Annotated in this window: 26 protein-coding genes and 1 pseudogene; 9 read left to right on the forward strand and 18 right to left on the reverse strand. The window is 70.8% G+C overall.

Annotated elements, in window-relative coordinates:
• Positions 1 to 161: 161 nt before the first annotated feature.
• Positions 162 to 674: pseudogene (locus tag ABD907_RS21140) on the reverse strand (ATP-binding protein); the annotation flags it as partial.
• A 177-nt stretch (positions 675 to 851) separates the two neighbouring features.
• Here ABD907_RS21140 and ABD907_RS15125 point away from each other — a divergent pair.
• The 6 genes from ABD907_RS15125 to ABD907_RS15150 all read left to right on the forward strand — a co-directional run bounded on the left by ABD907_RS15125 (position 852) and on the right by ABD907_RS15150 (position 4,786).
• Positions 852 to 1,001, forward strand: a complete 150-nt coding sequence (locus tag ABD907_RS15125; RefSeq protein WP_345217099.1) for a hypothetical protein — start codon at positions 852 to 854, stop codon at positions 999 to 1,001.
• Positions 1,002 to 1,426: 425 nt separating this feature from the next.
• A complete protein-coding gene (locus tag ABD907_RS15130) occupies positions 1,427 to 1,582 on the forward strand; it encodes a hypothetical protein (protein WP_345217100.1) in 156 nt (51 codons plus the stop codon).
• Entirely contained in the window at positions 1,579 to 2,304 is a 726-nt protein-coding gene (locus ABD907_RS15135; protein ID WP_345217101.1) for a TetR/AcrR family transcriptional regulator, read from the forward strand. Before ABD907_RS15130 ends, ABD907_RS15135 begins: the two co-directional genes overlap by 4 nt.
• Before the next feature lie 123 nt (positions 2,305 to 2,427).
• Positions 2,428 to 2,658, forward strand: coding sequence for a DUF6458 family protein (locus ABD907_RS15140; protein ID WP_345217102.1), 231 nt, complete (start codon positions 2,428 to 2,430; stop codon positions 2,656 to 2,658).
• A 156-nt stretch (positions 2,659 to 2,814) separates the two neighbouring features.
• Positions 2,815 to 3,912: an App1 family protein phosphatidate phosphatase gene (locus tag ABD907_RS15145; RefSeq protein WP_345217103.1), complete on the forward strand. Its 1,098-nt coding sequence runs from the start codon at positions 2,815 to 2,817 to the stop codon at positions 3,910 to 3,912.
• A gap of 109 nt (positions 3,913 to 4,021) precedes the next feature.
• Complete coding sequence (locus tag ABD907_RS15150) at positions 4,022 to 4,786, forward strand: VIT1/CCC1 transporter family protein (RefSeq protein ID WP_345217104.1); 765 nt, start codon at positions 4,022 to 4,024, stop codon at positions 4,784 to 4,786.
• A gap of 79 nt (positions 4,787 to 4,865) precedes the next feature.
• On the opposite strand, the gene ABD907_RS15155 is transcribed toward ABD907_RS15150, so the two are convergent.
• The 5 genes from ABD907_RS15155 to ABD907_RS15175 form a co-directional block, all read right to left on the reverse strand.
• Positions 4,866 to 6,455 (reverse strand): S49 family peptidase, encoded by a 1,590-nt coding sequence (locus tag ABD907_RS15155; RefSeq protein WP_345217105.1) that lies wholly within the window; start codon positions 6,453 to 6,455, stop codon positions 4,866 to 4,868.
• A gap of 76 nt (positions 6,456 to 6,531) precedes the next feature.
• Positions 6,532 to 7,698, reverse strand: a complete 1,167-nt coding sequence (locus ABD907_RS15160; protein WP_345217106.1) for an endo-1,4-beta-xylanase — start codon at positions 7,696 to 7,698, stop codon at positions 6,532 to 6,534.
• 263 nt (positions 7,699 to 7,961) lie between these two features.
• On the reverse strand, positions 7,962 to 9,083 hold the full coding sequence (locus ABD907_RS15165; RefSeq protein ID WP_345217107.1) for a Gfo/Idh/MocA family protein: 1,122 nt from the start codon (positions 9,081 to 9,083) through the stop codon (positions 7,962 to 7,964).
• Complete coding sequence (locus tag ABD907_RS15170) at positions 9,080 to 9,868, reverse strand: ThuA domain-containing protein (protein WP_345217108.1); 789 nt, start codon at positions 9,866 to 9,868, stop codon at positions 9,080 to 9,082. Before ABD907_RS15170 ends, ABD907_RS15165 begins: the two co-directional genes overlap by 4 nt.
• Positions 9,869 to 10,004: 136 nt before the next feature.
• Positions 10,005 to 10,217, reverse strand: a complete 213-nt coding sequence (locus ABD907_RS15175; RefSeq protein ID WP_345217109.1) for a hypothetical protein — start codon at positions 10,215 to 10,217, stop codon at positions 10,005 to 10,007.
• A 102-nt stretch (positions 10,218 to 10,319) separates the two neighbouring features.
• Here ABD907_RS15175 and ABD907_RS15180 point away from each other — a divergent pair, with 102 nt between their 5' ends.
• Together ABD907_RS15180 and ABD907_RS15185 are read left to right on the forward strand one after the other, a co-directional pair.
• On the forward strand, positions 10,320 to 10,628 hold the full coding sequence (locus ABD907_RS15180) for a hypothetical protein (protein WP_345217110.1): 309 nt from the start codon (positions 10,320 to 10,322) through the stop codon (positions 10,626 to 10,628).
• A gap of 112 nt (positions 10,629 to 10,740) precedes the next feature.
• Positions 10,741 to 10,887 carry a hypothetical protein gene (locus ABD907_RS15185; protein ID WP_345217111.1) on the forward strand — a complete coding sequence of 49 codons (147 nt, stop codon included), beginning with the start codon at positions 10,741 to 10,743 and terminating at the stop codon, positions 10,885 to 10,887.
• A 6-nt stretch (positions 10,888 to 10,893) separates the two neighbouring features.
• Here the strand turns inward: ABD907_RS15185 and ABD907_RS15190 are convergent, their stop codons facing one another.
• The 8 genes from ABD907_RS15190 to ABD907_RS15225 form a co-directional block, all read right to left on the reverse strand.
• A complete protein-coding gene (locus tag ABD907_RS15190; protein ID WP_345217112.1) occupies positions 10,894 to 12,126 on the reverse strand; it encodes a TerC family protein in 1,233 nt (410 codons plus the stop codon).
• An 81-nt stretch (positions 12,127 to 12,207) separates the two neighbouring features.
• A complete protein-coding gene (locus ABD907_RS15195; protein WP_345217113.1) occupies positions 12,208 to 13,389 on the reverse strand; it encodes a dipeptidase in 1,182 nt (393 codons plus the stop codon).
• 34 nt (positions 13,390 to 13,423) lie between these two features.
• Positions 13,424 to 14,371: a hypothetical protein gene (locus ABD907_RS15200; protein WP_345217114.1), complete on the reverse strand. Its 948-nt coding sequence runs from the start codon at positions 14,369 to 14,371 to the stop codon at positions 13,424 to 13,426.
• Between the two features lie 30 nt (positions 14,372 to 14,401).
• Positions 14,402 to 15,166, reverse strand: a complete 765-nt coding sequence (locus ABD907_RS15205) for an SDR family NAD(P)-dependent oxidoreductase (protein ID WP_345217115.1) — start codon at positions 15,164 to 15,166, stop codon at positions 14,402 to 14,404.
• Between the two features lie 13 nt (positions 15,167 to 15,179).
• Positions 15,180 to 16,454, reverse strand: coding sequence for a TRAP transporter large permease (locus tag ABD907_RS15210; protein ID WP_345217116.1), 1,275 nt, complete (start codon positions 16,452 to 16,454; stop codon positions 15,180 to 15,182).
• Positions 16,451 to 16,993, reverse strand: a complete 543-nt coding sequence (locus ABD907_RS15215) for a TRAP transporter small permease (protein ID WP_345217117.1) — start codon at positions 16,991 to 16,993, stop codon at positions 16,451 to 16,453. The genes ABD907_RS15210 and ABD907_RS15215 overlap by 4 nt, the downstream gene beginning before the upstream one ends.
• A complete protein-coding gene (locus ABD907_RS15220; RefSeq protein ID WP_345217118.1) occupies positions 16,990 to 18,000 on the reverse strand; it encodes a C4-dicarboxylate TRAP transporter substrate-binding protein in 1,011 nt (336 codons plus the stop codon). The genes ABD907_RS15215 and ABD907_RS15220 overlap by 4 nt, the downstream gene beginning before the upstream one ends.
• Before the next feature lie 298 nt (positions 18,001 to 18,298).
• Positions 18,299 to 18,967, reverse strand: coding sequence for a FadR/GntR family transcriptional regulator (locus ABD907_RS15225; RefSeq protein ID WP_345217119.1), 669 nt, complete (start codon positions 18,965 to 18,967; stop codon positions 18,299 to 18,301).
• Between the two features lie 156 nt (positions 18,968 to 19,123).
• Here ABD907_RS15225 and ABD907_RS15230 point away from each other — a divergent pair, with 156 nt between their 5' ends.
• Complete coding sequence (locus tag ABD907_RS15230; RefSeq protein WP_345217120.1) at positions 19,124 to 19,489, forward strand: VOC family protein; 366 nt, start codon at positions 19,124 to 19,126, stop codon at positions 19,487 to 19,489.
• Here ABD907_RS15230 and ABD907_RS15235 read toward each other — a convergent pair.
• The 4 genes from ABD907_RS15235 to ABD907_RS15250 all read right to left on the reverse strand — a co-directional run bounded on the left by ABD907_RS15235 (position 19,486) and on the right by ABD907_RS15250 (position 22,125).
• Positions 19,486 to 20,718: an RNA polymerase sigma factor gene (locus tag ABD907_RS15235; RefSeq protein ID WP_345217121.1), complete on the reverse strand. Its 1,233-nt coding sequence runs from the start codon at positions 20,716 to 20,718 to the stop codon at positions 19,486 to 19,488. The genes ABD907_RS15230 and ABD907_RS15235 overlap by 4 nt on opposite strands.
• 13 nt (positions 20,719 to 20,731) lie before the next feature.
• Positions 20,732 to 21,073: a YciI family protein gene (locus ABD907_RS15240; RefSeq protein ID WP_345217122.1), complete on the reverse strand. Its 342-nt coding sequence runs from the start codon at positions 21,071 to 21,073 to the stop codon at positions 20,732 to 20,734.
• Positions 21,070 to 21,435, reverse strand: a complete 366-nt coding sequence (locus tag ABD907_RS15245; protein WP_345217123.1) for a YciI family protein — start codon at positions 21,433 to 21,435, stop codon at positions 21,070 to 21,072. The genes ABD907_RS15240 and ABD907_RS15245 overlap by 4 nt, the downstream gene beginning before the upstream one ends.
• 105 nt (positions 21,436 to 21,540) lie before the next feature.
• Positions 21,541 to 22,125 (reverse strand): dihydrofolate reductase family protein, encoded by a 585-nt coding sequence (locus ABD907_RS15250; RefSeq protein WP_345217124.1) that lies wholly within the window; start codon positions 22,123 to 22,125, stop codon positions 21,541 to 21,543.
• Positions 22,126 to 22,132 lie beyond the last annotated feature (7 nt).

A 22,132-nucleotide genomic window follows, 5' to 3' on the forward strand; every position in this document is an offset into this window, starting at 1 on the left:
AACGCGTCGCGGACCTGTTCGAGCGGGACGTCGCTGAGCTCTTCGCGGGCGGCGCGGCGCAGGAAGGTCAGGATCTCGTCGTTGAGTAAGTCGGAGACAGCTGATGGCAGGCCGGCGACGGCGAGGGCGATCTCACGGTCCTCACTGATCAGGTGCTGGATCGTGGTCGCGAGGTGTCGTAGTTCGTCGAGGCGCTTGCGGTGGATCTCGTCAACGGTGATCAGCACGCCGGTCTGGTGGGGCTCGAGCAGCTCGAGAAGGGCCGTGAGCTCTTCCCTCAGGTCGGGTGGCCGCTCGGATCCTTCGGCGAGCTCGATTCCCCCGCCCACCACGGGCAGAGTCACCCCGGTGATGCGTCGGCCCCGCCGGCCGTCGTCGAGCTCGCTGGCGTGTCGTCGCGCCGACCAGGTCAACCGCTCGCCCATGCCGGTCGTCGCGGTCTCGGCCAGGGTGATCCAGCCCAGTTGTTCGGTCTGCGTGCGGACCTCGTTGAGCATGACCGTCTTCCCCACGCCTCGCGGGCCGGTAAAGATGGTCAGGCGTCCCGGCGCACCGGGCCCGTCGTGGATCGACTCGACGAACTCCCCGAGAGCCTCCTCGCGGCCGACCAACAGCGGTGGGGATGCACCCGCCGTCGGCTTGAATGGGTTCCTCATCGCCGCGCCGCCTCCCATCCTTTAGGCCGTTTAGACCGTTAGACCCCTTTGCGGGCGGAGCTACCAGAGGTTCGGTGTCGCACACCTGCCCACTACTTCAGCCGCGACGGGGCGGTCACATCCGAGTGTATTGACCAACGTATATACATCGGGGAAGACTGTCCGTGGCCTTGGACGAGCACGGATGGAGTACTGATGGCGCAGCCGCTGCGATCGATCCGCGTGCCGGAGTACATCTGGCAGGCGGCCAAGGAAGAGGCGGAGCGACGCGGAGAGTCGCTCAACGCCGCCATCGTCCGGTTGCTCGCCGCGTATGCAAGGGTCGACGAGGCGACGTCGAGGTAGCACATGGCCCTCGACCTGCCCTCGCTGCCGGGCACCGTGCCGGCGCGTGGTCGTCAGCTGTGGGGGTTGGCGTGGACGTAGGCATGGCGGGTGCTGGTGTATCCGTCGTCCTGGCCGACGGCCGTGCTGCCTTGTCTCGTAACGCTGTTGCTGCTCGGTTGGCTGGGGGTGCGCGAGGTCTTGTGCTCGCGGCGCTGATCCTCGCGCTTGTCGTTCCGTTCAACGCCGCCGCACTATGGCTCAGTCTCCGCCTTGCCCGGCGTCGGGAGCCTCACCTTCTCGCGGATGAGTCGGGGAGGGCTGCGGCGTTGATGACGACGCGGACGGTCGATCACCGTGGTCGGTCTGTGCTCGAGCTCGAGAACCACGTCGCCCGCCCCACCTCGGGGCCCGGTAAGCGTCATGGCCGTCGACTACGACGACTCATGGCTGACCGTTACCTGCCAGTGCTAGACGCGCGGGGTGCTGAGCTGCGTATCGATACCTCGAGCCGGGCCGTCGCCAACCTCTACCTCGAGGACTTCGACGGCCTGCAGCTCAACCGGCGCACCTGGTACGGGCGCTACCACTCGCGGCCATGACGCCAGGAGGAATCCGGGAACGGGTGCGCGCCGAGCTCGTCGCCGAGATCACGGACACCGCACGGCGACACCTGGCCGTGCGCGGCGCCGCCGGCCTCTCCGTCCGTGCCGTGACGCGCGAGCTCGGGATGGCACCCTCGGCCGTGTACCGCTACTTCCCGAACCGGGACGCGCTGCTCACCGCGCTCATCGTCGCCGCGTACGTGGGCGTGGGTGCCGCCGCGCGCGAGGCGGAGTCCGCGGTCGACCGGTCGGATCTGTCGGGACGCTGGCTCGCGGTCTTCCGGGCCGTGCACGGCTGGGCGCTGGAGCATCCGCACGAGTACGCGCTCATCTACGGCTCACCCGTGCCCGGCTACGTCGCCCCGCAGGACACCGCTGCGCCGGCGTCGGAGGTGGTGCTGCTGCTGGCGCGCATCGCCGTCGACATCCCGCCGTCCGGAGGAAAGACCATGGACGATCTCGTGCCGCCGGAGCTGCTGCACGACGCCCAGCAACGTGTCGGGGACGTCTTGGAGAGCCTGCCCGAGGCGAAGGCGGCGGCACTCGGCAGGTTGGATCCCGCCGTCGTGATCGGGGTGATCGACGCCTGGACGATGCTGTTCGGCACCGTGAGCTTCGAGCTCTTCGGCCACTACGAGCGGGTCGTCGACGCGCGGGCGGCGCACCTCGAACACGTGGCTCGTGCCTGCGGCCGAGCGGTGGGCGTGCCCGGCCTCTGACGTTCCGGCCCTCTCGGTCGCCGCGCACTCGGCGTGCGGTGCCCGCCCTGCGCCGCCAGACTGGCGTCGTGCGGCGCGCCGCACGGGCACGCACGGCGCGGGCCCGGACGAGAGGAGACGAACATGGGTATCGGTGCAGGCATCTTCCTCATCGTGGTCGGAGCCATTCTCGCCTTCGCGGTGTCCGACGTCATCGAGGGCGTCGACCTGACCATGGTCGGGTACATCTGCATGGGCGCCGGGGTGCTGGCCCTCATCATCGCGCTGATCGTCCACTCCCAGCGCACGCACACGAGCCACACCGAGCGCGTCGAGCGCCACGATGACCGCCACATTCGTGACGAGGGCGTGTGAGCCGGACTACGAGCCCCGAGTCCACGGAGACGTGGCTCGGCACGCCATCAGCGGCGAGTATGCGGGCGGACACTCGCAGCTCGCGCTGACGCGCCCCCGGCACGACCGCGGACAACGAACCGCGACGCTCGCGCTGCTGCCGATAGCGTGGTGTCCATGGGACTGTCCCGGGTGGTCAACGCGGCCGAAGACTCGATCAACCGCCGCAGCGTGGTCTATCTGCGCAAGCGCGGGTGGCGCCCGCGCACCATCGGTCTGGCCGGCTACGGCTCCGTGCGCAGCGTCCATGTGCTCGGCCGGGTCATCATGGCCGATCCGGCGGCCGAGCAGGAGGACCCGGACGCCACCGACGAGAGTGCACCGGTCAGCCCCATCAACGTGGCGGCCGAGGCGCAGCGCGGGTGGCGGTCATTCTTCACGGCCCAGGTGGGTTTCCTGCCCGTGACCGTGCGGGCCGGCGACCGGACACTCCGCACGACGACGGATCGCGGCGGCTACATCGATGTCATCGTGCGTGACCACGGGCTCGAGCCGGGGTGGCACGAGGTCGAGATCGAGGCGGTCGCCGCCGAGCCGGTGACGGCCAACGTCCTGGTCGTGGACCCGAACGTCCGCACGGGCATCGTCTCCGACATCGACGACACCATCATGGTGACGATGCTGCCCCGCGTGTTCATCGCGGCCTGGAACACGTTCGTCCGGCACACGACGGCCCGCAAGGCGGTGCCGGGCATGGCGACGCTGTACCACCGCATCCTCGAGGGGCACCCGGACGCCCCGGTCTTCTACCTCTCGACCGGTGCCTGGAACACCGTGCCGACCCTGCGCCGGTTTATGCGCAAGCACGGCTACCCCGAGGGCCCGATGCTCATGACCGACTGGGGGCCGACACCCACCGGTCTCTTCCGCTCGGGCGTCGAGCACAAGCGCACGCAGCTGAGGAACCTGCTCATCACCTTCCCGGAGATCCGGTGGATCCTCGTCGGTGACGACGGCCAGCACGATCCGGTGGTCTACGACGAGCTGGCGCGCGAGCACCCACGCCACATCGCGGCGATCGCCATCCGCGAGCTCTCCCCCGCCGAGCAGGTCCTCGCCCACGGCACGCCCGAGGCGATCGAGCACCCGCCGGCGATGCGCAACGCGGCCGCCGAGCACGGCGTGCCGACCGTACAGGGTCGCGACGGCAACGCACTCGCGACCCTCCTGCCGGATGTCATCGCCGAACGTCGGGAGGCGCTCGCCTCGCGCTGAGACCCGCCCGCGAGCGGCGGCGCCGAACAGCCTCAAATCGCGCCATTGCGCGGGAAGGCTTGCCTTCCCTTCGTTGTGAGGACGCTGCCGCGCTCCTACATTCGAGGACATGGGCATCCTGACGACCGGACGTGGCGAGGCCTCCGAGACGGCCTCCGGCGCGACCGCACGCGAGCGTGATCCAGGGCGTCCCGCCGGCCGGGAGCAGCGCCTCAATGCCCTGCGCGCGGGAGTCCTCGGCGCCAACGACGGGATCGTGTCGGTGGCTGCCGTCGTCGTCGGCGTCGCCGGTGCGACCACGCAGACCGGACCCATCGCGACCGCAGGTCTGGCGGCGGCGCTCGGCGGCGCGGTGTCCATGGCGCTCGGTGAGTACGTCTCCGTCAGCAGCCAGCGCGACGGCGAGCGCCATCTCGTCGAGGAGCAGCGCCGCGCCCTCGAGCGGGATCCGCAGAGTCAGCTCGAGGAGCTGGCCGCGGTGTACCGGCGCCGCGGCATCTCACCGGCGACCGCCCGGAAAGTGGCCGAAGAGGTGACCGTCACGAACGCGTTGGCGGCCCACGTGCGCGCCCGCCACAACATCGACATGGGCGACGTCGCGAGCCCCTGGCACGCGGCGTTCGCCTCGTTCGGCTCGTTCGTGCTCGGCGCGGTGCTGCCGTTGCTGGCGATCCTGCTGCCGCCACCCGGGATGCGCGTGCCGGTGACGTTCCTGGCCACGCTGCTCGCCCTCGGGCTCACCGGCGCCGTCGCGGCCGGGATCGGTGGCGGCAGCCGCCGGCACGCGGCGGTGCGAGTGGTGGTCGGCGGCGGGCTCGCGCTCGCCGCGACGTACCTGGTGGGCTACCTGCTGGGCGCGGCCGGCGTCGTCTGACGTCCCCCTCACGCGACTCGTCACCTCCGTGCCGACTCGTCACCTCTCGACGTCGAGATATGACGAGTCAGCACACGAGTCAGCGGATTGTGACCGACCGGTCGAACCAGGTCAGCACGGTCTCGGACCCGAACGGCCACAGACCCGCGAGGGCGGACGCCGGGTCTTTGCCGAAGCTCGGCGCACCGGGGAGCTGCAGCCCGTGCGACAAGGGCTTGGCCGCGGCGTCCTCCGGTAGGTCACCCAGCCGCCGCGCGGCGGCGATGCCGGTGTCCAGGTCGCCGAGCTCGTCGACAAGCCCGAGCTCGTGGGCGTCGGCGCCGCTCCAGATCCGTCCCCTGCCTATCTCGTCCACCCGCTCGGTGGTGAGGCCGCGGCCGGCGGCCACCCGGTCGACGAACCGGCCGTAGACCTCGTCCATCATCCGCTCGGCCCAGGCACGGTCGTCGTCGGAGAACGGTCTGTGCGGGCTCTCGAACAGCGCGCCCTCGCGGCCGACGGCCTCGGGCTTGAACCCGTGCCGGCCGTCGAAGCCGCTCAGCACCGGCTTGCCGACGACGACGCCGATGCTTCCCGTGAGCGTGTAGGGATCGGCGACCACGTGATCGGCAGCCGTGAGGACGTAGTAGCCCCCGGAGGCGGCGACCGATCCCATCACGGCGACGACCGGCGTCGTGCAGCTGGCGACGGCGCGGCCGATCACGTCGGAGGCGAGGGCCGAGCCGCCACCCGAGTCGACGTAGAGCAGGATCGCCTTGACGTCCTCGTCGCGGTCCGCCTTCCGCAACGCCGCGACGACCGTCTCCGAGCCGGTCTGGGCGCCGGGCAGGAACGGCACGGGCGGGGTGCCGCGAGACCTGCCCGTGACGATCGGGCCGGTGACGGGCACGACGGCGATGTGCTCGGCCTGGCGGGCCTTGCGCCCGAGGCCGCGAGGCAGCAGCAGCTCGACCGTGCGGGTCCAGCGGTGCTCGACGAGCGTGCAGATCTCGTCGTCGTAGCCGATCCTCGAGATCAGTCCACGCTCGAGGAGCTGGTCGGCACTGGTCAGCCCGGCCTCGAGCACGCCGTCGGCGCCCTCTTTCCCTTCGGTAACGTGGCCGGTCCAGCTGCGCTCGGCCGAGTCGACGTACGCGGTGAGCTGCTCGCGGTTGTGCTCGTCCATCCCCTTCTCGGAGAACCGCGTCAACGCCGCCTTGTACTCGCCGATGCGCAGGTTCTCGAAGGTGATGCCGTGCTTGGTCAGGAAGGCCCCGTAGAAGACCTGCTCGGCGGCGAAGCCCGGCAGCCGGACCTCGGCGGATTCGGGCGCGACCACCTCCGTCAGCGACGCCGTCACCAGGAGGGTGCGCATGTTGACCTGTGGGACGTAGCCGACCACCCGCTTGCTCTCCGCGAGGCGCCCGACGGCCCGGCCGATGGCATGCGCAGTGGTCAGCCCGGCGTCGAGCTTGCCGACGCGGACGAGGACGCCGCGCACCCAGTCGGTACCCGCCAGCTTCTCGAGCCGGCCGGTCAGCCCCTCGAGGGACTCCCCGCGGCGCAGGAGGCTCTGCACGGGATCGGCGGCCTGGTAGGCCGGGTAGCTCCCGTGGAGGTCGAGGACCACCCAGTCGGGGGCGGTGGAGTCATTGTCGACCGCGAGCCGCAGCTTCTCCAGGATTCCCATGTCCCGAGCGTAGGTGCTCACGCCGCGCGCAGGGCCGGGCACGCGAACGGCCCGGCCCTGCGCGGTCGGTGGCGGGTCAGCCGAGGAGCTGGCGGCACTCCTCGTGGGCCGGGTGGTGCGCGTAGCGCTGCGGCTGCGTCGCCTCGGCGAGGGTCTGCTGGAGCGCGCAGTACGCGGGCTTGCGCTCCAGGTCCTCGGTCCAGGGCGTCGCCGAGCCCTGGCCCTCGAAGGTGTGCGGCACCCAGGAGTACAGGTCGCTCGCGCCCCATAGAGTGAAGGACTGGCAGCCCTCGACGGCGACGCACGCCTCGAGCGTGGAGCTGAACCATTCGGCCTGCTCGGCGATCTGCGCCGGGGTCGGTTCGCCGCTCTCGGGCAGCTCCATGCGGACGTCGAGCTCGGTGATCGCGGTGGCGAGGCCGAGGTCGTCGAAGCGCTGCAGGTTCTCCTGCAGGCTCGGGTCGAAGCCGTACATCAGCCCGAGGTGGGCCTGGAGGCCCATGCCGTGGATCGGGACGCCGTCGGCCAGCAGGTCCTGGGCGAGCTGGTAGTAGGCGTCGGACTTGGCGTTGATGCCCTCGGCGCCGTAGTCGTTGAGGAACAGCTCCGCCTCCGGGGCGGCCTCGTGCGCCCAGCGGAAGGCGTCGGCGATGATGCCCGGCCCGAGCTCGCGCAGCCAGATGTTCTCCTCGGTGCGCAGGTTGCCGGAGCCGTCGAAGATCTCGTTGGCGACCTCCCACTGGTCGATCTGCCCGGCGTACCGGCCGACGACGGTGGTGATGTGGTCCCGCAGGATGCCGCGGAGCTCGGCGTCGGTGTAGTCGCCCTCCTCGAGCCATGCCGGGTTCTGGCTGTGCCAGATCAGGACGTGCCCGCGCACGTCCTGACCGTTCTCCTCGGCGAAGGCGACGATGTCGTCGGCCGCCTCGAAGTTGTACTCGTCCGGCGCCGGGTGGACGAAGTCCCACTTCAGCTGGTTCTCGGGCGTCAGCGAGGTGAACTCGGTGGCGAGCAGCTCGCGGTACTCCTCGTCCTCGTAGAACGGCGGCGGGTAGTCCTGGTTCTGGTGGTGCCCTCCCCCGGCGACGGCGGCCCCGATCTCGAGGTCATCGGGTGCCAGCCAGGCGAGGGTGTCCTGCTTGGCGAGTCCGGGCGGCCTCTCGGCACTGGCGGCGGGCGCCGCCGCCAGCATTCCGGCCGCCAGACCGGCTCCCAGCAGCAGTCGTGCGGATCGTGCGCGCATGTCTCTACCTCCCGCTCGAGGCCTTTCTCGAGCTCGTCGGTGCGGCCCGACCATTCGGCCGGTGGGCGACGTCGCCCAATTGGTCCTATGCCGCAACAAACCCGACAGTACGAAAGCTCGATCGGTGCGACAACAGCAGGCGCGCCTAAAGAGTTTCGGTGCTCGGCGCATGTCCCGTGCGAGCGCGTCGGCCACGCGTGAACGGTCGAGCGATGAACTCTGCCCCGGGGCTGAGGTTCACGCCTCAGCCCCGAGCGGCGGTCTCACCGGTCAGCGAGTGCCGCACGGACGGAGGTCCACGACGCGAGCCGGGCGCGGACATCCTCGCGGGTCTCCTCGGCCAGCGCCTGCCGGTGCGCACGCTCCAGCACGTCGTCGACCTGGACGCGCGCGCCGGTGGTGGCGGACTCGACGGCGGCCTCCACCATGACCAGACTCAGCACGTTGTCGTGGACCTCTCCCATGGGGACCTCGCCGCCGTCGAGAGCCGCCAGGAACGTGCGGAGCGATCCGGCGATGCCCTCGCCCGGGGCCTCGGGCGCGGGAACCTCGTGCGGCGGGTCGGTAGGCGGCTGCCGGTCGAGGACCGGGTCGTGGTCGCCGTCCCACAGCGCGGTGCCGGCCGCGCCGGAGAGCCGCCAGGACCCGTTCCACGACGTCTCCAGGCCGGGGCTGCACCAGCTGCCGGTGTAGGCGTAACGCACGCCGCCGGTCATCTCGAAGACAGCGGTCGCGGCGGCGGAGCCGGAGTACCAACTCCAGGACGGGTTGTACTCCTCGCAGTAGACCGACACCGGCTCGGCGTCGAGGAGGAACCGTGCCGTGTCGAACTGGTGGATGGCCATGTCGACGAGGAGGGGGTGGGGCATCTCCTCGCGGAAGCCGCCGAAGTGCGGGGCCTTGAAGAACTCGGTGGTCAGGACGCCGAGGTCGCCCAGCGCCCGGGCCTGCTCCCGGTAGGCGAAGAGTTGGTGGTTGTAGCGGCGGGACTGGCTGACGACGAAGGGTTGCCCGGTGACCTCCGCGGCGGCCACGAGGGACAGCGCCCGCGAGACGGTCTCGGCCGCGGGCTTCTCGCCCAGCACGGCCAGGCCGGCGAGCAGGGCCGCCGTCGTCACGGGGTGGTGGGCGCGCGGGACGGTGACGTTGACGACGGCCCGGGCACCGGTTCGCCGCGCCAGGCCGACGGCGTCCCGGCCTACCGGGGTGCCGGGGGCGCCCGCCGACTCCACCGCCGCCCGTGCGGCGTCGAGGTCGAGGTCGACGACGCCGGCGAGCTCGGCGCCCGGCTCGGCGAGGATGGTCGAGAGCCACGCCCGGCCCATCCCGCCGGCACCAACCAGGACGAGGGGGACGGGCCGATCCGGCAGGACGGGCGAGGTCACGCGGTGTCCTCGCCCCCGGCCTTGAGCGCACCTCGGTACCCCTGGCCGTTGTAGAAGTCTTCGGTGTCGTAGCGCAGCAGCGTGGGCGTGGTGCGTTCGGGCCGGTCGGTGACGGCCCACTCGACGGCGTTGGCGATGACGGTGCGGACGCCGTCGTGGAAGTAGGTGGGGTACTCCTGGTCGCCGGGGCGGAAGTAGAAGATCTTGCCGAAGCCGCGGCGGTAGGTGATGCCCGAGCGGAAGACCTCGCCGCCGGAGAAGGAGCTGATGAAGACGAGCTCGTCCGGGGTGGGGACGTCGAAGAACTCCCCGTACATCTCGTCCTCGTCGATGATCATCGGGTGCGGGACGCCGCGGGCGATGGGGTGGGTCGGGTCGACCGTCCAGACCAGCTCGCGGTCGTGCTCGGCGCGCCAGCGCAGCGTGCAGGTGGTGCCCATGAGCCTGGTGAAGATCTTCGACCAGTGCCCGGAGTGCAGGACGATCAGGCCCATGCCCTCGAGGACGTGGCGGTGCACCCGCTCGACCACCTCGTCGGAGACGTCGCCGTGAGCGGCGTGTCCCCACCAGGTCAGCACGTCGGTGTCCCGCAGGACCTCCTCGGTCAGGCCGTGCTCGGGCTCGTCGAGGGTCGCGGTGCGGACCTGGACACCCGAGCCGAGGCGTCCCTCGATGCCCTGGGCGACGGCGCCGTGCATGCCGTCGGGGTAGCGCCGGGCCACCTCGGGCTCGAGCTGCTCGTGGCGGTTCTCGCCCCAGACGGTGACGCGGATCGGCTCGGTCATAATCGCTCCTTCTTCTCAGCCAGGACCGGCTCCGGGCCCGGCACGCCCTCGATTCTTGCCCGATCCGGGCCGGTGGCGGCGGCGCCGTCGGCATGCCGAGATGCTGACGGCCTCACCAGGGTTCGATGCCGGGCGCTCAGCTCGCGTGCCGGCGCAGGACGGTGCCGGCGACGACACCGGTGACGGCGAGCAGGGCGGCCGCCACGAGGCTGACGGTGGTCAGGCCGCTCAGGAACGCCGCGCTCGCCGCGTCCCGCAGGGCGTCGGCCTCGGCGGCGGGTAGCTCCGCGGCGGCGTCGAACGCCCCGGCGACCGTCTCGCGAGCCGCGGGCACATCCGTCTCCGACACGCTCGCGGCGGATCCCGCGCGGCCGGCGGGCGCGGACTCGAGGACCAGGCTGTTCGCGAGCGTACCGGCGGCGAGACGCCGCCGGCTCGGCTCTCCGCGCTGGTGGCCGAGCTGGCGCGCCAGCTTCCCGCGTCCAGCGACCTGCAGTCGGCCGGGCTGCAGGCGCTGGCCCAGGCCGGCTTCGACGACGAGCTGCGCCGCGAGATCGCCGTGGCCCAGACCGGGGCCCGCTGCGCGCTGGCCGCCGTGGTCCTCGACGTCCCGGAGGTCGCCCCCGGGTCCGAGGAGGAGCGAGGCGTCGGGTTCATCGTCTACTCGCTCGTCACCGGCCTCGTCGCCCAGGCGCTGATGGACCAGCACACCGTCCGGGAACCGGATCTGCTCGCCCGCGCCGTGCGCGCGCTGACCTAGGGCACCCAAGCACTCGGATCGAGCCGTTCGGCGAGTCGTAGCAGGGTGATGTCAGTCCATGGAGCAACGATGGAGACGTAGCCAGACACCGGAGGAAGAAGGGAGTTGCACCATGGCGGTCACCACCACTCTCGAGACCGCGCCGGACGTCGACGTCTACGCGGACCTCACGGTCTGGTGCACGGACCTCGAGTGCCCCGCCGACGTCGTCGACGGGTTCTGTGCCGCGTGCGGCGCCCAGGACCACGAGGCCTTCTGAGCCGCGCTAGTCCCGGTCGATGATCTTGGTCGGTCCGAAGCGGTCGGCCTCGCCGCGGGCGACCGCGGCGTCGTGGCTGGCGACCGCACGCTCCAGGAGTTCCCTCAGGGCGCGCTCGTCGCGGACCATCTGGCGGTACTTCGGTCCGAGGCGGTCGATCTGGTCCCGTTCCTCCAGCAGCGCCCGGAAGATGCGCTCACGCTCGGCGGGGTCGGCGGTGTACTCGGCGTCCAGGTAGGCATTCGCGTGCCGGCGGGCGTTGGAGATGGCGTTCTGCGCTCGACCCCGCTTGCTGAACAACGAGGCCAGGACGGTCACCAGCAGGACGACGACGATGACGCTCAGCGACAGGCCCGTGCTGACCTCGACGACGGTCACCGGCTCGCCGTCGTTGATGAACGGGACGTTGTTCTCGTGCAGGGCGTGGAGCACGAGCTTCACGCCGATGAACGCGAGGATGATCGCGAGGCCGTAGGAGAGGAAGATCAGCCGGTCCAGCAGGCCGTCGATGAGGAAGTAGAGCTGCCGCAGGCCGAGCAGCGAGAAGGCGGTTGCCGTGAAGACCAGGTACACGTTCTGGGTGAGGCCGAAGATCGCCGGGATGGAGTCCAGGGCGAACATGATGTCGGTGCCGCCGATGGCCACCATCACCAAGAGCATGGGAGTCATGGCCCGCTTGCCGTCGATGACGGTGAAGAAGCGATCGCCGTCGTAGCGCTCGCTGGTGTGGAACAGCTTGCGGGCGATCCGCACCACGATGTTCTCGCTCTCGTGCGACTGCTGACTCTCCGGCTTGACCATGCTTCCCGCCGTCAGCAGGAGAATCAGGCCGAACAGGTAGAACACCCAGGCGAAGGAGTTGATCAGCGCGCCGCCGAGGAAGATGAAGCCGGTCCGGGCCACGAGCGCGAACGCGATACCGAACAGCAGCACCTTCTGCTGGGATTCCCGGGGCACCATGAAGCTGCTCATGATGATGAGGAAGACGAACAGGTTGTCGACCGAGAGCGCCTTCTCGGTGATGTAGCCCGCGAAGTACTCCGATCCCATGGTTCCGCCGCCGAGGAGCAGCACACCGAGTCCGAAGACGACTGCGATGCCGACGTACAGAGCCGACCAGATCGCCGCCTCACGCAGCGTGGGAACGTGCGCCTTGCGGACGTGGAAGATGAAGTCGAACGCCAGCAGCGCCACGATGCCCACCGCGGTGAGCACCCAGATCCAGGTGGGTACGTCCATCGAACACGCCCTTTCACCACTCTCGCCCCGCCACGGACGCTACCGGCGTCGACGGCGCGTCGCACCAGCACGGTGAGCTGCTCAGATGGGCTCGGCCGCAGCCTCCTCGGCGTCACGCATGACCCGCAGCATGTTCTCGCCCGCGAGCGCGGCCAGCTCCCCGCGGGACCAGCCCCGCTCGGCGAGCGCCGTGAAGAGCCGCGGGTATCCCGAGACGTCCTCGAGCCCCGTGGGCAGGACGTCGGTGCCGTCGTAGTCGCCGCCGAGGCCGACGTGGTCGACGCCGGCCGCCTCGCGGGCGTGCTCGACGTGGGCGACGACGTCGTCGATGCTGACGCTCGGCCGCGGGTGCTCCCGCTCCCAGGCGCGACGGCGTGCCGTCTCGTGCGCGGCCTCCTCCTCCGCGGCGGCGTCCCGTTCCGTCGCGTCCTGCGCCGCCACGTCCTGCGGCCACGGGAAAGCTCCGCCGTCGAACGCCTCGTTGCGGGCGGCGTCCCACGCGGCGGCGGCGTTCGAGACGAACTTCGGCACGAAGGTCACCTGGAGGACGCCGCCGTTGGCGGCGAGCCGCTCGAGAGCGGTGTCGAAGGCGTTGCGGGGGTGGTCGCACACGGTCCGGCACGAGGAGTGGGAGTAGATGACCGGAGCGCTGGTGGCCTCTAGGGCGGCGAGCTGGGTGGACTCGGCCGTGTGCGAAAGGTCGACGAGCATCCCGATGCGGTTCATCTCGGCGACCACGCCTCTGCCGAACTCGTTGAGCCCGCCGACCGCGGGGGCGTCCGTGGCCGAGTCCGCCCACGGGGTGTTGTCGTTGTGCGTCAGGGTCATGTACCGGACGCCGAGGCGGGCGAAGGCCCTGAGCGCACCGAGGGAGCCGCCGATCGAGTGCCCGCCCTCGGCGCCGAGCAGTGATGCGACACGGCCGCGGGCGAAGGCCTCGCGCACCCGGTCGGCGGTGTGGGCGAGCTCGAAGACGTCCGGGTATCGGGCAAGCAGCCGATGGACGGTGTCGATCTGCTCGAGGATGGCGAGCACGGCGTCGGCCCCGGTGAGTGTGGACGGGACGAAGACCGACCAGAACTGGGCGCCGACCCGCCCGGCCCGCAGCCGCGGGATGTCGGTGTGCAGCTCGGGGCGTGGCGCGTCGAGGCCCTCCACGGAGGACTGCGCCGTCGTCCGCAGCGCGTAGGGCAGGTCGTTGTGGCCGTCGACGAGCGGGGTGGTGGACAGCGTCTCGTCGACGATGCTGGCGGCCGAGGGCATGGCGGCCATTGTGCCTGTCGGGCCCCGGGCGGGCTCAGGCCGAGCCGACGTCGGGGACGAAGAGGGCCGGCGCGTAGCGGTACTCGGGCCAGACCTGCAGCTCGAGGTCCGCCGGGGCCGAGGTGGCGAAGGCGACCGAGAAACTCATCTGCTCGCCGGGCGGCAGCGTGCTGCTGGGGGTGCCGGTGAGTCCGGCGCCCGGGTCGAAGTGTTCCGCGCACTCGCACGCGGCGCCCTCGATCTTCGGCGCGATGTAGAGCGACCTGACGCCCTCCGGCGTCCGGTTGACCACGGTGATGTCGAAGACGAGGACGTCGCCGGGCGGGGCGGTCCCTGCGGTGCCACCTTCCTCCGGCGTCGCGGTCGGCGTCTCCTCCTGGGATGCGTCGTCGGGCGGCTCGGTTCGGCGCGCCTCCGGCGTGGGCACGTCCGACTCGTCCTCGGTGCTGGAGGACGTCACCTCGTCGTCCAGCGGATGCGGAGCCTCGACCGTCACGGCGAGCCCGTTGTCCCACTGGTAGGTCTCGCCGAAGTCGACCGGTGACGTCGGCCCGTGGACCGGGTCGGGCGTCGGCGGTGTCGTGGGCTCGCCGGCGTCCTCAGGATCGGTGGTCGGCCCGCCCCCGCCGTCCGGGTCGAGGCCCGGTCCGCCGCCGTCCCGGTCGGCGGTCGGCGGGTCGTCCGGCGGGTCGTCCGGCTCTGACTCGTCCTCGGACGACGGCGGCCTCTCGCCCTCCGTCGTCGGCCGTTCCTGCGGCGGCCGCTCCGACGGCGAGGGTTCCGTCGTCGGCCGGGTGGACGGCGGCTGCGTCGGGCGGTCCTCGGACGAGGTCGGCTCGTCGGGGCCGGGCGCCTCGACGCTCGTGCTCTCGCCCTGCCCCGGCGCCGCCCCGTCGTGGCCCGCTCCACCGCCGCAGGCGGCGAGCAGGAGGGACGCACCTGCCGCGACCGCCGCACTCGAGAGGCTCCGCGAGGGTCGCATACCGCGAGGGTACGTCCGGGCGGGCGGTGTTCACATGGTCATGCCTCCGTCGATGACCACCACCGACCCGGTCATGAACGCCGCTTCCTGGGAGGCCGCATAGGCGATGGCGTGTGCGATCTCCTCGGGCGTGCCCAGCCGGCCGAGTGGCTGGCGGCCGATGAGTTGTGCCTCCATGGCGACCGGGTCTTGCGCGTCCCGGATCTTGGACTCGAGCGCGGGGGTGAGTGTGGTGCCGGGGCACACGCAGTTGACCCGGACGCCTTCCGCGACATGGTCGACCGCCATGGACTTCGTCATCGCCACCACCGCGCCCTTCGACGCCGCGTAGACGGCGCGGTCCTTGTGCCCCTTGATCGCGGCCACCGAGCCGACGTTGACGATCACACCGCCCGCCTCGCGCAAGGCCGGCATGGCCGCCCGGGACATCAGCACCGTGCCCTTGACGTTGACGGCGAGCATCCGGTCGACGTCGTCCTCGGGCGTCGTCTCGACGGTTCCCGGCACGGCGAGACCGGCGTTGTTGACCAGGACGTCGAGGCGCCCGAAGTGGGACAGGGCGGTCTCGACGGCGGCGTCGCAGGCCCTCGAGTCCTCGACGTCGCCCGCCGCGAGGACCGCCCGGCCGCCGTCGGCGACGATCCGGTCCACGGTGTCCCCGCCCCGGCCCGAGCCCTCGCGCGAGTTCACGACCACCGACGCACCGAGCCGGGCGAGCAGCAGTGCCGTCGCCCGGCCGATGCCGGCTCCTGCCCCGGTGACGACAACCGTCTTGCCGCTGAAGTTCACGAGCACCTCTCCTGATCGACTAGTAGATGAGTTGTGGGAGCCACGTCGCCACGCCGGGGACGAGGATGACCAGGACGATGAGGATCATCAGCGCGAACCAGAGGTAGACCGACTGCCGCATGTAGGTCGGCACGTCGGTGCGGAACATCTGGCAGACGATGAGCATCACGATCCCGATCGGCGGTGTCAGCAGCCCGAGCGTCAGGGTGAGGACCATGACGATGCCGAAGTGGATGGGATCGAGGCCGGCCATCTCCGCGACCGGCACGAGCATCGTGGTCAGCAGCAGGATCAGGACCGTCGAGTCCATGAACATGCCGGCCACGAGCAGGCCGAGAACGAGGACGACGAGGATGACCGTCGGGTTCGCGGAGATGCCGGTGAGTGTCTCCATGATCGTCTGCGGCACGCGGTCCCAGCTCAGGGCGTAGCCCCAGCCGCCAGACAGGGCGATCAGCAGCATGATCATGCCGACGTCGTTGACGGTGTTGCTCAGCGCCAGCTTGAACCGCGCCCAGGTGATCTCCCGGTAGACGAGGAGGCCCACCACGAGGGCGTACGCGACGGCGAAGGCGCCGGCCTCGGAGGGGGTGAAGATGCCGAAGCGGAGCGAGACGATGAGAATGACCGGGAACAGCAGCGCCCAGATCGACGACAGCCCGGCGCGCAGCACGTCTGCGAAGGAGCGCCGGCTGGCCCGCTCCCTGGGCAGGCCCTGCCGGCGCGCGGTCACGACCACCGCCGCCATGATCAGCAGCGTCATCAGGATCCCGGGCACGACGCCCGCGACGAAAAGCTGGCCGATGGAGACCTCGCCGAGGGTGCCGTACAGGATCAGCCCGGTACCGGGCGGCACCATCGTGGTGATGATGGCGGAGGTGCCGATCACGCCGGCGGCGAACCCGGGGGCGTAGCTGCGCTCGCGCATCGCCGGCCCGAGGATGCGGCCGAACATGGTGGCGTCCCCGATGGCCGAGCTGGTGACGCCACCCATCATGAACGACGAGACCGCGCTGACGTGCCCGAGACCGGCGCGCATGTGCCCGGTCAGCGCGGAGGCGAAGTCGAGCAGCCGCCGCGTCATCCCGGTCTCGTTCAGGCAGTTCCCGGCGAAGATGAACAGCGGGATCGCCAGGATCGCGAAGTTCTGCGTCTGGGTGAGCGCCACCTGCGCCGGGATGTAGAGGTCGAGCTCCTGGCTCAGGAAGAACAGGAAGCCCGAGATGCCGATCGCGAACGCCACCGGCATGCCGATCGCGACGAGGACGAGAAAGACGGTGAGGACGAGGATCATGCCGGCTCCTCGCCGCCGTCCCGGCGGGCGCGAATCTCGCCACGGATCTTGTGCACCGTGGTGTAGAGCATCAGCAGCGCCCCGATCGGGACCGCGATCGTCACCCAGGTGTAGCTGAGCCACGGCACCCCGTCGAAGCTGCGGTCGCTGGCGTCGTCCGCCAGGCGTGTCCCGGTGTAGGCCAGGACCACGAGGAAGACGGCGATGATGACGTAGCTCAGCAGCCGGACCCAGGCGCGTGGCCCGTCCGGCAGCCGGTCCACCAGCACGTCGATGCTCACCATGCGGTCCCGACGCCACGCCACGTCGGCGCCGACGAACACCGCCCACGCGAAGGTGAAGGTGGCGAGGTCGACCGTCCAGTTCATCGGCTCCCCGAAAGTCCGGGCGAGCGCGGAGGTGAGGACGAGCGCCGTCATGAGCACGACGCAGAGCTGGGCGAAGCGGAGCTCGACCCGGCCGAGCAGCAGGAAGAACCCCGACCCGGGCAGGGCTGCGTCGTTCGCCGGATCCTCGCGGTCGTCGGACCCGCTGCTCATCCCTTCCCGATCTCCTCCCAGATCTGGTCGCGCACGTCGGTGAGCCCGAGCTCCTCGTAGGCGCCCTCACCCGCCTCGCGGAACGCCTCGAGGTCCGGGTCCTCGTTGATGGTCATGCCCTCGTCGAGCAGCTGCTGCTTGATGTCGGGGATCTGGCTTTCCATGAGCTCCGACGTCTCCCGGCCGGCCTTGTCGGCCTCCTCGACGAGGATCTGCTGGTACTCCTCGGGCAGGGAGTTGAACCAGTCGGCGCTGACGACCTCGAAGTTCACCAGCAGGATGTGGCCCGTCTCGGTGGCGTGGTCGACCACCTCGAAGAGGTTGGCGGCGGGGATGTTGGCGTAGACCAGCTCGGCCCCGTCGATCGCCCCCTGCTGCAGACCGGAGTACACCTCGCCGAAGTCCATCGCGACCGGCTCCGCGCCGAGCGCGCGAATGGACTCCTGCCAGATCGGGGCACCCGGCGTGCGCACACGGACGCCGCCCAGGTCCTCCGGGGTGTCGACCGGCTGATTGGTGAAGAAGTGCCGGTGGGTCTGCACCCAGTTGAAGGAGACGACCTTCAGGCCCTGCTCCTCGAGCTCGTCGAGATAGCCCTGCATCGACTCGCTGTCGCGCAGCGCCTCGACCTCGTCGAGGTTCTCGACGAAGTAGGGGCCGTTGACGACGGCGACCTCCTCGACGTACTGCCCGAGCCGGGCGGCGTCGGTGTTCTGACCGATGTTCGCCCCGCCCTGGATCTGCTCGATGATGTCCTCCTCGACCCCCAGCTGGGCCGAGGGGTAGACCTCGATGGTGAGGCCGCCGTCCGTGCGCTCCTCCACGGCTTCGGCCCAGCTGAGGAAGCCCTCGTGGAAGGGCTCGCTCTCGGCGAGGACGTGGTTGAAGCGCAGCGTGTACGTCTCCTCCCCGCCTCCCCCGCCGGAGTCGTCCCCACACGCGGCCAGCCCGGTGGCCAGGCCAAGGGTCGCTATAGATAACACCAAAGTGCGTCTGCGGCGTTGCATGACCGTCCTCCTTCGTGTGCCAACCGACCGGGTGCCGCTACGCCCACCGGCCTCGCTGAGCACGCCCCTTCGGCCCAGATGCCTCACGTCGACGCTGCCGAGCTCGTCACCGAACCGACATGCTCCCGAGCGGCCTCTCGCTGTCGCTTGTATGCTGCCACCGCTGCAGCTGGCGGCACAAGTATTCTCTTTCGTTCCTCACGCCGACGCCAGTCGGGCACGCGGGTCTGTCCCGGGTGCTACGCCGACCGCCGCACCGGTGCGACGTACAGCCGCCTCGTGCGTGCCGTGGCGCCGGCTACGGCAGGACGAACTCGGCCCGGACGCGGGCGACGAGCAGGCGCGAGTAGACCTCGGCGGCCTCGGGCATGGACTCCTCGATCGCCCGCGCCGTCGTCTCGTGGTGGTCCAGGACCTCGGCGACCGGGATCGCGGGCGAGAGGCCGAGCCGGGTGCGCCCCACCATGACGGACTCGACCACCTGGTCGAGCGCGGAGAGCATCTCGTTGCCGCTCGCCCGGAGCATGAGTTGGTGGAAGGCGACGTCGGTGCGCAGGTACTCGTCGGTCTGACCCAGACCCTGCTCACCCAGAGAACGGAGCCGGTGCGCAAGGTCCATGAGCTGCCGGCGCTGCTCGGCGGTGGCGTGCACGGCCGCTGAACGGGCCGCCGTCGGCTCGACGGCGACACGCAGGTCCAGCAGGGAGCGCAGCTGGGCGTCCCGGCCCGGTCCGGCGAGCCGCCACTCGATCACCTTCGGACTGAGGACGTCCCAGTGGGCGACGTCGGCGACGATCAGCCCGACCCGGCGGCGCGCCTCGAGCATGCCGAGCGACTCCAGCAACCGCATCGCCTCGCGTGCGACGGTCCGGGAGACCCCGAACTCCCGCTCCAGGCCGGCGAGGTTCACCACGCTCCCGGCGGGCAGCTCGCCGCCGGCGACGCGGCGGCCCAGCGTGTCAGCCACCCGACGGTGCAACGAGCTCGCGACCATTCTCCGTTCCTCCCCCGGCGTCCTCGCAGATCCTCCTCGACATGCTGCCCGCCGGCTGGCCCGGACTCTACGCGAGGGGCGCGCACATTCTCGTTGCCACCCTCACCCGCCGGGCACGACGATGCGGTAATGACCCTGCAGATCCAGTGTCTGGACATCGACTGCAACGACCCGGACCTCGTCGCGAGCTTCTGGCAGCAGGCGCTCGGCTGGCGCCGCACGTACGAGGAGCCCGACGAGATCGTGCTCGAGCCGCCGGCGGGCAGCCCGCAGGACGGCGTCGCGCCTGACCTTCTCTTCCTGCGCGTGCCGGACGGCAAGGCGGGCAAGAACCGCCTGCACCTGGACCTGCGGCCGGACGACCAGGACGTCGAGGTGGAGCGGCTGCTGGCGCTGGGCGCCAGCCGGGTCGACGTCGGGCAGCCCGGCGACGTCTCGTGGCGGGTGTTGGCCGACCCCGAGGGCAACGAGCTCTGCGTGCTGGCTCCGCTCTAGCCCAGCTGGTTGCGGCGGCGGGTCAGGTAGGCGGTCTCGGCAGTGTTGCCGGCCAGCTCGATGGCCCGGCCGTACGCCGCGCGCGACTCCGCACCGCGGCCGAGCCGGCGCAGCAGGTCGGCGCGGGTCGCATGGAAGGCGTGGTAGCCGGCCAGCCTCTCCTCGAGCTGGTCGACTGCCGCCAGAGCCACCTCCGGGCCGTCGAGCTCGGCGACGGCGACGGCCCGGTTGAGGGCGACGATCGGCGAGGGGTCGAGCCGGACGAGCTGATCGTAGAGGGCGAGGATCTGTGACCAGTCGGTGTCGCGCACGTCGTGGGCGGAGGTGTGCACGGCGTTGATCGCGGCGAGGACCTGGTACCGACCCGGAGCCGCCCCGGCGGCCAGACGCTCGCGCACCAGCCGGTGCCCCTCGGCGACCAGCACCGCGTCCCACGCGCCGCGGTCCTGCTCGGCGAGCGTGACCAGCTCGCCGCTCGCAGAGACACGCGCGGTGCGGCGGGCCTCGGTGAGGAGCATCAGTGCCAGCAGTCCGGTCACCTCACCGTCCTGCGGCATGAGGGCCCGAACCAGGCGGGTGAGCCGGATCGCCTCCGCAGTCAGGTCGTGACGCACCGGATCGGTGCCGGGTCCGGTCGCCAGGTAGCCCTCGTTGAAGACGAGGTACAGGACGGCGAGCACGCCTGAGACACGCCCCGGGAGATCCTCCGCGGACGGCACCCGGTAGGGGATGCGCGCCGCCTTGATCTTGGCCTTCGCACGGGTGATCCTTCGCCCCATGGTGGCCTCCTGCACCAGGAAGGCACGCGCGATCTCGGGCACGGCCAGTCCGGCCACCATGCGCAGCGTCAGCGCCACGCGAGTCTCCATCGCGAGCGCCGGGTGACAGCAGGTGAAGATCAGGCGGAGCCGGTCGTCGTCGATGGCGCCGAGGGGCACCGACGACGCAGCCGGGTCGTCCCACAAGGTCTGAGCCTCCCTGTGCTTGGCGTCGCGCTTGTTCTCGCGCCGGATCCGGTCGATGGCCTTGCGGTTGGCGGTCGTGGTCAGCCAGGCGCCGGGGTTGGGCGGCACGCTGTCGGCCGGCCACCGCTGGACGGCGGTCGCGAACGCCTCGGCCGCCGCCTCCTCGGCGAGGTCGAGGTCGCCGAAGCGCCTGGTCACGGAGGCGACCACCCGTGCCCACTCCTCGTGGTGGGCTCGGGTGATCGCCTCGCGGACGTCGACCACGCTTGCTCCTCGGTCAGGCGGTCGGGTCGGGCAGGAGCTCGAAGACCTCCTGGGCACAGCGGCAGGCCGCGGCGAACTTGGCTGCCCACTCCAGCGCCTCCTCGCGCGCCGGCACGTCCACGACCACGAGCCCGCCGAGGTGCTCCTTGCTCTCCGGGTAGGGGCCATCGGTGACCGTGCCGTCGGTGGCCACCACGCTCACCACGTCGTGGTGCTCCAGGCCGGCGCCGAAGACCCACACCCCTGCCTCCCTGGCCTCGCGGACCACCGCCGAGGCGGCGCGGCCCACGTCGGGTAGATCCTCCGCGGGGATGACCATGTCACCGTCGTTGAACGCGATCATGTACTGCGTCATGTCGAATCGTCTCCTGTCGTCCTGGCTGGCTCTCGGCTGTCACGGAACGGTCGTACCTCGACCTTCCGGTTGCAGCGCTTCGATCCCTCGGCGGCGAGCTCGAGGGCCGCGTCGAGGTCGGCGGCCTCGATGATCCAGAAGCCGGCGAGGTACTCCTTCGACTCGACGAAGGGCCCGTCGGTGAACAGCGCCTCCTCGCCCCGGTTGTCGATGACGGTGGCCGAGCTCGGCTCGGCGAGGCCGCCGGCGAAGACCCAGTGACCGTCCGCCTCGAGCCGGTCGTTGAACGCGGTGATGGCCGCCATCTCGTCCGGGGTGGCGAGCCCGGCCGTGTCGTCGATCACGGAAACCAGGTACTTCATCTCGGATCATCTCCTGCGGTTCCGGCGTCCCTCGTGGACGGCCTTTCACCCCTGCTACGAGCAGACTCTGCCCGATCGACACCGCCGCGAGCATGGATCTGCGCGTCAGACGTGCAAGGCGGGCCGGTACGTGAGCTCTTGGGTACGGCCGTCGAACGTCCGGCTCTCGATGAGCTCGAGGTCGAAGTCCGCCGCGCCGTGGAAGATCCGGTCCGACCCGGTCTGACCGGTGATCACAGGGAAGAGCGTCACCTGGACGCGGTCGACCAGGCCGGCGGCCATCAACGCCCGGTTCATCGACAGGCTGCCGTGCGAGCGCAACGGCACGTCGGACTCCTCCTTGAGCCGGGCGACCACGTCGACGGCATCGCCTTGCACGATGATGGCGTCCGGCCAGTCGAGTGGTTCATCCAGCGTGCTCGACACCACCGTTGCCGGCAGTTCCCGCATCCGGGTGACCCATGGGTCACGGACTTCTGACTCCTCGGTGCTCGAGGCCAGCATCTCCACGCTCTCGCGGTACGTGTTGGCCCCGAAAACCATCCGCTGCTCCCGGTCGTACAGGGTGAGGCGGTGGTCGAGCAGCTCTGGGCCCTGCTTGCCCCAGTAGCCGCCCCAGTCGCCGTCGGCGTTGTAGGAGCCGTAGCCGTCGACGCTGGTGAAGACGTCGAACGTGTAGGTAACGCTCATGGTGCTC

The sequence above is a fragment of the Georgenia halophila genome (assembly GCF_039541595.1).

Bases quoted from the DNA above. Each gene is read 5' to 3' on its own strand.
- ABD907_RS15145 (WP_345217103.1), top strand. From the start codon at position 2,815: ATGGGACTGTCCCGGGTGGTCAACGCGGCCGAAGACTCGATCAACCGC.
- ABD907_RS15155 (WP_345217105.1), bottom strand. From the start codon at position 6,455: ATGGGAATCCTGGAGAAGCTGCGGCTCGCGGTCGACAATGACTCCACC.
- ABD907_RS15190 (WP_345217112.1), bottom strand. From the start codon at position 12,126: ATGGACGTACCCACCTGGATCTGGGTGCTCACCGCGGTGGGCATCGTG.
- ABD907_RS15140 (WP_345217102.1), top strand. From the start codon at position 2,428: ATGGGTATCGGTGCAGGCATCTTCCTCATCGTGGTCGGAGCCATTCTC.
- ABD907_RS15170 (WP_345217108.1), bottom strand. From the start codon at position 9,868: ATGACCGAGCCGATCCGCGTCACCGTCTGGGGCGAGAACCGCCACGAG.
- ABD907_RS15200 (WP_345217114.1), bottom strand. From the start codon at position 14,371: ATGCGACCCTCGCGGAGCCTCTCGAGTGCGGCGGTCGCGGCAGGTGCG.
- ABD907_RS15130 (WP_345217100.1), top strand. From the start codon at position 1,427: ATGGCTGACCGTTACCTGCCAGTGCTAGACGCGCGGGGTGCTGAGCTG.
- ABD907_RS15230 (WP_345217120.1), top strand. From the start codon at position 19,124: ATGACCCTGCAGATCCAGTGTCTGGACATCGACTGCAACGACCCGGAC.
- ABD907_RS15240 (WP_345217122.1), bottom strand. From the start codon at position 21,073: ATGACGCAGTACATGATCGCGTTCAACGACGGTGACATGGTCATCCCC.
- ABD907_RS15220 (WP_345217118.1), bottom strand. From the start codon at position 18,000: ATGCAACGCCGCAGACGCACTTTGGTGTTATCTATAGCGACCCTTGGC.
- ABD907_RS15160 (WP_345217106.1), bottom strand. From the start codon at position 7,698: ATGCGCGCACGATCCGCACGACTGCTGCTGGGAGCCGGTCTGGCGGCC.
- ABD907_RS15185 (WP_345217111.1), top strand. From the start codon at position 10,741: ATGGCGGTCACCACCACTCTCGAGACCGCGCCGGACGTCGACGTCTAC.
- ABD907_RS15245 (WP_345217123.1), bottom strand. From the start codon at position 21,435: ATGAAGTACCTGGTTTCCGTGATCGACGACACGGCCGGGCTCGCCACC.
- ABD907_RS15210 (WP_345217116.1), bottom strand. From the start codon at position 16,454: ATGATCCTCGTCCTCACCGTCTTTCTCGTCCTCGTCGCGATCGGCATG.
- ABD907_RS15135 (WP_345217101.1), top strand. From the start codon at position 1,579: ATGACGCCAGGAGGAATCCGGGAACGGGTGCGCGCCGAGCTCGTCGCC.
- ABD907_RS15125 (WP_345217099.1), top strand. From the start codon at position 852: ATGGCGCAGCCGCTGCGATCGATCCGCGTGCCGGAGTACATCTGGCAG.
- ABD907_RS15250 (WP_345217124.1), bottom strand. From the start codon at position 22,125: ATGAGCGTTACCTACACGTTCGACGTCTTCACCAGCGTCGACGGCTAC.
- ABD907_RS15150 (WP_345217104.1), top strand. From the start codon at position 4,022: ATGGGCATCCTGACGACCGGACGTGGCGAGGCCTCCGAGACGGCCTCC.
- ABD907_RS15195 (WP_345217113.1), bottom strand. From the start codon at position 13,389: ATGCCCTCGGCCGCCAGCATCGTCGACGAGACGCTGTCCACCACCCCG.
- ABD907_RS15215 (WP_345217117.1), bottom strand. From the start codon at position 16,993: ATGAGCAGCGGGTCCGACGACCGCGAGGATCCGGCGAACGACGCAGCC.